6 protein-coding genes are annotated in these 6,812 nt (G+C 42.2%); 4 read left to right on the top strand and 2 right to left on the bottom strand.

All coding sequences use genetic code 11. The features are described from left to right. Both IH598_07680 and IH598_07675 read right to left on the bottom strand, forming a co-directional pair. A partial coding sequence (locus IH598_07680) for a hypothetical protein (protein ID MBE0638383.1) occupies positions 1 to 2,797 on the bottom strand: 2,797 nt, incomplete at its 3' end. Between the two features lie 280 nt (positions 2,798 to 3,077). Beyond that, on the bottom strand, positions 3,078 to 3,452 hold the full coding sequence (locus IH598_07675; GenBank protein ID MBE0638382.1) for a hypothetical protein: 375 nt from the start codon (positions 3,450 to 3,452) through the stop codon (positions 3,078 to 3,080). Between the two features lie 709 nt (positions 3,453 to 4,161). Between IH598_07675 and IH598_07670 the strand changes: the two genes are divergently transcribed. The 4 genes from IH598_07670 to IH598_07655 all read left to right on the top strand — a co-directional run bounded on the left by IH598_07670 (position 4,162) and on the right by IH598_07655 (position 6,731). After that, positions 4,162 to 5,409, top strand: coding sequence for a DEAD/DEAH box helicase (locus tag IH598_07670; GenBank protein ID MBE0638381.1), 1,248 nt, complete (start codon positions 4,162 to 4,164; stop codon positions 5,407 to 5,409). A gap of 337 nt (positions 5,410 to 5,746) precedes the next feature. Continuing rightward, a complete protein-coding gene (locus IH598_07665) occupies positions 5,747 to 5,971 on the top strand; it encodes a hypothetical protein (GenBank protein MBE0638380.1) in 225 nt (74 codons plus the stop codon). Then, entirely contained in the window at positions 5,950 to 6,336 is a 387-nt protein-coding gene (locus tag IH598_07660) for a type II toxin-antitoxin system VapC family toxin (GenBank protein ID MBE0638379.1), read from the top strand. Before IH598_07665 ends, IH598_07660 begins: the two co-directional genes overlap by 22 nt. A 158-nt stretch (positions 6,337 to 6,494) precedes the next feature. Next, positions 6,495 to 6,731, top strand: a complete 237-nt coding sequence (locus IH598_07655) for a hypothetical protein (protein MBE0638378.1) — start codon at positions 6,495 to 6,497, stop codon at positions 6,729 to 6,731. Positions 6,732 to 6,812: the final 81 nt, after the last annotated feature.

Raw genomic sequence — 6,812 nt, 5'->3', positions numbered from 1 at the left:
AGCCGAATAAATCAAACTGTACTGAGTAGGTTCCTGCAATTACTGCCGGGAAATTGTAAACACCCTCAGCATTGGTGAATGCGGGCTGGGCAGAGCCACTCAGCGTTACTTCAACCCCTTCCAGAGGATTTGCACCATCAGAAACTGTACCCTCGACAGAACCAAATCCTGAAAGGTTCAGAAACATGGTAATATCAGGATAGTAGGACGAAGGCTGTTGTGATGCAGGCGGATTCTGTGGATCGAAAGGTGCAAAATCCTGAATGGCTTTTAGTGACCTGTGTCGATTAGGATCATTAGAACTCAGAAAATGATTTCCAGAAGACCAACTCTCATCCGATTTGTAGGAATAAATCACAAGGTTACCACCAGTGTAAATATAAGGTTGATCGAGCGTGATCACAACATCATTGTTTCCGGCCGGAAAATCCACTGTACCATCGAAAACCAATTGCAACGTTGAAGGGTCAATCCATCCGTTGGTCAAATCCTCCTGGGTTGTTTCACCGATCCAGATTTGGATTGCTTTATCTATCTTCTCCTGTGCAAAAGAAGTCTCATAGGCTAAGGCAAAAATAGCTCCACCAGGAAACCCGATTTCTTCAGGGTAATAGAGAGTTTGGGAAAGACTGTATTCCCAGAAAAAATCATAAGGCAAGGGTGTATAGAAATTTCCATCGCCAATTTCTATAGGAATAATTCCTTGCGGAAAAACTTGTGCATTCAATTCGCTGGTAGTGTTGTTGGAGGGCAGTTCATCGCCTGCAAAATCCACATAACCCGAAAGCGATACATTACCAACATCGCCAGCTGCAGGAGTCCAGCTAAATTCATAAGATTGCACCTCGGCAGGAGCTATCAGATTTCCGGAAACTGAAGCTAATTCTTCAGTTCCATTTTTCATCAATTTTACTGCGTAATTATCTTGAGAAACCGATCCGTTGTTGCGAATATTCACGACAAAGGTAGATGCAAAGCCCTCTGATAAAGTGGTTGAACCATCAATTGAAAGGCCTTCAAGGTCATTTTCCAGAACAGGCTCTATGATCATATCATCAAGCGCCCAATTCTCAATATTAAACGTATTTCCCTCAAAGCGGAATCCAAGATGCATGGTATTTGCTCCCTGAGGAACGGAAATCGGAAGCTGAAATTCATCTGCCGGAATATTAGTGATGGTAACATATTCCCATAAGGTTTCCCAGGTTTCACCATCATCAAATGTAATATCAATTCCAAGTAAATCATCGCTTGAATAACCGGGATAGAGTTCAAACATTTGCTTGAATTTAAAACGATAAAAATCCATGTCTCCAGTGCTTATCGGATAAGTTACCAGGCGACTGCTGCCATTTAGCACCGGCGCCCAATAAAGCCGCAATTCGTTAGGCTCACCTCCTGCAAAAGGAGTTACACTGACTGACCATCCCACCTGGGTACCTGTTAGTGTCCAGCCAGGGGGAAGTTGTCCATAGGGATAATCAAACATCTCGTACATTAAGTATCCATCTACACCAAGCACGGCCACATTGGTGGCGGCAGTTCCGCCTTCGCCAATGTAATTGGCTGCAGTAATTTGATAGAAATAGTTTCCCGGACCTGGAATCTGCGTATCAAGAAATTCAGTTACGGCTAAGTTTTGTGCAACAACTACATTACCGGGGAGGCGTTCTACGGTGTAAAAAAGCTCTGCTTCATCAATATAACCTCCATTGATTCCCTGCGTTGGAGCATTCCAGGTTACAAAACCGTCATTGCCCGTCACTTCGAGCTGTGCATTGCCGGGTGCTGTCGGAATATCTGTACCGATGTAGTCAGTCACTGAACCCTGCGCACCATTGCCGAAACTGTTCACGCCATAGATTTTATAAAAATAAATGCCTGATTCGGCGATAGTATTATCCTCAAAAGAAGCCAGACTTCCAATTTCAGGATCTTCAATGGTAGCAATTACCTCGTTGTTGCGCTCGATGAAGATTTCGGTCAATTCGGTGAGCGGGTCGCCACCAAAAGTTTCTGAAGGGTTAACCCAACTGATTGAGGCGCTTAAACCGCCTTCAGGAGCAGCCTCTGCGCTCACGTTCCCGGGGCTTGCAGGCGACTGTGGATCAGCAAGTATTTCGGCAAACCCACGAACGATCCAGTTAAAATTAATCCCGTAACTTTGAGATAATGATTCCCATTCACCGCCGGCAAGCCTGATCATATCCCCTTTAAATTGCACTGCAGGCCCTTCATCAATTCCAAGAGGATAAAAACCGGCCTCAACTGATGCGCTGAAACCAATCCAGAATTCCTGGGTTACATCAATGGCAACAGGGGTGTCGAGTTCAAATGTGTTCAATTCACCAATGATAAATTCGTTCACATCCTGAGCATAAATTTCAGTATTATTGCCAACAGGTCCCTGCCACACCTTTAAGGTAAAATTCATTTCGTCGTAAGCAAATACCTGAATAGCTGTTAAAAAGTAACCTGAAACATTTTGTAAATCTAATGGTTCGAAACGGATTGCCACATCCAGATCCAAAGCATTATAGCTACCAAGGGCAGTGTAGAAATTGCCATTGTCCCACGACAACACCTGGCTGGTTTCGTGGTAAGAATAGGGTATTGGCAATGGCTGCGCTAAAAATTTTGTGGATTCAACCAAAGGCGAATTCTTGCTATAATTTTCCAAAACTTTTAGTCGCTCGTTCTGGATTTTCTCAAGTGTACGCTCTCCCAAAATTATCTGCTGTGCAAAAATAGGCATCGAAAGCAGCACAAAAAGGAATAAGTTGATTAAAGTTTTCATGACAGTTAAGTTGGTTTATAATGATTAAGATGTTGATTAATAAATTAATGAGTTTTTCAGTTGTCATTTACCTAATTTGGTTCAAAAAGCAAGACACGAAAATTATCTTTACCTTAAAGCAACTAACATTTGTTTAGATATTTTGTTTAAAGGCTAAACAAAAAAATTGAAAAAACCTGCTAGGACCTTCGCACACTGTCAGGTATTGAGATTGGAAAAACTCACGAAGGCAAATTGTTCAATACTTACAACTCTTTGATCCTGGGGCACTTTAGACTCTCTAAGACAATTTCCTGATAATCAGCACAGCAACAAACGCTTCAAGCAAGCTGAGCGGAACAGCAAAAAACAATATCCCTTCCGGCAGGAACCCCATATTTCCAATGACCACCCACATCAGCAAAAACCCAACAAACCAGGTTAAAAGCGTGGTTTGGACAAGGGAGAATTTCTTGGAAATGACGAAAATGGCGATGGCAAACAGCAGCGACCATAAACCCCAGATGGCGCCATTGAGAGGTTCGGATGGAAAAACAAGACCAAGCTGCTCATAGTGGCCGGTCCAGTAAGATTTCACTAAAAACTCATTGCGCACAAATTCTGAAATGCTGATCCAGATTGTTGCGAGTAAAACTGGTAAAACTGTTTTTTTCATGAAATTGGCTTTTGATTAAAAATCAAATTTTCTCTTCATACAAAGGAACGCAATTAGTAGTTATAGATTGAGATATTAAAAATAAAGAGGCTGTCTCAAAAGTATAGATTTAACCCGAACCGTTGAAAATCAGGAGCACCCCGACCCTAAAGGGAGCCTGATTTTCAACGTTTTCCCTTTTGTCAAAGGCATCCCTTTGGGAAGGGATCAAGGGTTAAAAAACGTTGAAAATCCAAATGAAAGACTTTTAAGACAGCCTCATGATAAGGTACAGTAAAATTTAGAGCCAGTCCGAAGATTGAAAACTTGACCGAGAAACAAACGTTGAAACAAATATTTTTCACTAATTAATTTTAGCGAATGAAAATGAAATTTTCGTAACAAACAGACATTAGCAAATTCAATTTGTCTACCATGAATACTTTAAATGATAAACCAAATCTACAATAAATGTTTAACCTTTTGATTTTAAACTCCCTATGACACTCTAATTGCTATCTTTCTTACCCTGACAAAACTTTTTCACCCATTATCCGTTTATAATACCGTTCTTTGCACTTTATTAAAAAGTAGCTGACAATCAATTTATAGATTTATCCCTTCCCTGCCATTCATCCCCTTGTTATTTCACGATCACTTCAACATTCAACTCAGGACTAACCGAAGAAGCACGGTTGCTAAGCGGCTGCTTACACTTTAACTAATTTTTATGACATTCGAAAATCTGAACATCATCGCGCCTATAACCCAGGCGCTCAAACAAATGGGTTACATCGCACCCACTCCCATACAGGAAAAGGTAATTCCACAATTTTTAAAAGGCGCCGACGTATTTGGCACAGCCCAGACGGGCACCGGGAAAACGGCAGCTTTTGCCATTCCCATTCTTCAGAATCTCTCGCTTTCGTCAACTGATAGCCGCTCTGGCGGAATCAGGGCGCTGGTTGTGGCGCCCACGCGTGAACTGGCCATCCAGATCAGCGACAGCTTCAGCGACTACGGCAAAGGGCTGAAATTAAGACACACCGTGGTTTATGGCGGCGTTTCACAGCTTCCCCAAACAACCATTCTTCGCAGAGGGGTTGATATCCTGATTGCTACTCCCGGTCGTCTGCTCGACCTGATGAACCAGGGATTTATCCGCCTCGACCGCGTTGAATTTTTTATCCTCGACGAAGCCGACCGCATGCTCGACATGGGTTTTGCTCCGGACATCAAACGCATCATTGCCAAACTCCCTGCCCGCAGGCAAACCGGATTTTTTACAGCTACTATTCCACCAGAAATCAGGGCGCTGGCCAGCAGCCTGCTTCACAATCCGGTGATGATCAACGCCGTTCCAGCTTCCACGCCCGCAGAAGGCATCAACCAGTCGGTGTATTATGTAGAAAAAGCCGGCAAAAAAGCGCTGCTGCACCAGGTTTTGCAATCCGACGAAATCGAGACCGTGCTGATCTTTACCCGAACCAAACACGGGGCAAACCGCGTAGCACAGGACCTGAACAAAGTTGGCATCACTGCCGAAGCCATTCACGGAAACAAATCGCAGCAGGCCAGGCAGCGGGCTTTGACCGGTTTCAAAAACCGCACAATCAAAGTGCTGGTTGCCACCGATATTGCCTCACGTGGCATTGACGTAGAACGACTTTCACACGTAATTAATTATGAGCTCCCCGAAGTGCCCGAAACCTACATCCACCGCATTGGCCGTACAGCCCGCGCCGGACTGAAGGGAACCGCCATTTCGTTCTGCTCATCCGATGAGCGCGGCAGCCTGAAAGACATCAACAAGTTGCTGCCCTCCTCCATAGAGGTGAGGCAGATGGAGGGCTTCGCGGCCATCGAAAAAAATCCTCACGCGGCAGCTACCATCTCAAAGCCCGGAAACACTAACCGGGAACTGAGGCAAGACAGTGCAGACATCCGACCCAGAAGGACGTTTTTCAGGAAGAGGTAAAGTAAACTGCTCCGTCCATGAGATGAGAGGAAATGCAAGGCGGAAATTTGCAATTGGTGATTTTTACTCATTGCAAATTTGGCCGCCTCTCGAAGGTTTTGCCACGGATTGATTCGTTTGAAAAATTCCAAACGAAAAAAATTGCTATCCCTTAAATCTGCAGTCACGGGGTGACTTTCTGATTTTCATTACTATCGCAGGTTCACCAAGAAAAGAGTCACCCCGTGACTTTCAGAAGTAAAGGATGAGATTGCGGATTTAAGGTTATCGAAAATGCCAATCTAAGAAATTGGATTGCATTTTTAATATTTTCAATATTTTTGTAAAAACAAAGATTATGAACGATTTAACACTTAAGTTCAATTTATTGGAACCGGATGCAAGAAAACAGGTACTCGATTTTATTGAGTTCTTATTGTCGAAAGAATTAAAATCGCAAGATTCGGTACAATCTGATTACAAAAAGAAAATTTTAGAGGTATCGGTTTGGAGCGATGCAGATGTTGATTTAATGATTCAAAACCAGCAAAATTTTAATCAATGGAAAGCTCAGGAGTGGTAGTTGATACAAGTATTTTTATTGATTATCTGAGAGCGAAGGATAAAAGAAATACAGTTTTATATACAATTTCTGATAATCTGAGAATTTGCATTTCTTCAGTTACATTGTATGAACTTTTAATTGGTGCAACGGATAAACAAAAAACGCAAGATGTTCACCTATTAACTGACGATACGATAATTCTTCCTTTTGATGAAGAAGTCAGTATTCGTGCCTCCAAAATTTATCACGATCTAAGGAAATCGAATAATATGATCGAATTCCGTGATATTTTTATTGCTTCCACCTGCATGATTCACAAGCTGCCAATTCTATCATCCAATAAAAAGCATTTTCAAAGAATCAAAGGTCTGCAAATCCTATAAAAGTAACCTCTGGCTTACTTGATGCTGATAAAATCTAAAAAGTAAAAGCTATGAAAGTGTTTAAAACAGAGGAAGAATATAACCAGGCTTTTAAAAGACTTGAGGCAATTTTTGATGCCCCGGCAAATTCGCCTTAAGGTGATGAAGCAGAATTGTTGGTGCTTTTAATTGAAAAATATGAAGATGAATACTTTCCGATTGAAGCCCCTGATCCGATTGAAGCAATAAAATTCCGCATGGAGCAGATGAATATGGATAATCAGGATTTGGCCGAAGTTTGGGAGAAAGACCAATTGATGTTGAAATTGGTTGAGGGTTATCAAGCCACAAAATCTGAAGATTTGTCGCTGGTTAAAGAATTTGAGTTTGCCTATTTCGAAAAAATTAAGTCATGAAAATGGAAGATTAATTTTTGCAAGCTTATACCCTGCAATTTAAATCGAAGTCTTCCGGCAGCGGAGAGCCTATGCTAAGGG

This window comes from Bacteroidales bacterium (genome assembly GCA_014860585.1).
Lineage (GTDB): Bacteria > Bacteroidota > Bacteroidia > Bacteroidales > 4484-276 > RZYY01.
Note: the sequence above shows the minus strand (reverse complement) of the source record. Positions and strands in the feature narration are given on the sequence as shown.

Coding starts and splice junctions, on each gene's coding strand:
- IH598_07665 (MBE0638380.1), top strand. CDS start 5,747: ATGAACGATTTAACACTTAAGTTCAATTTATTGGAACCGGATGCAAGA.
- IH598_07670 (MBE0638381.1), top strand. CDS start 4,162: ATGACATTCGAAAATCTGAACATCATCGCGCCTATAACCCAGGCGCTC.
- IH598_07675 (MBE0638382.1), bottom strand. CDS start 3,452: ATGAAAAAAACAGTTTTACCAGTTTTACTCGCAACAATCTGGATCAGC.
- IH598_07660 (MBE0638379.1), top strand. CDS start 5,950: ATGGAAAGCTCAGGAGTGGTAGTTGATACAAGTATTTTTATTGATTAT.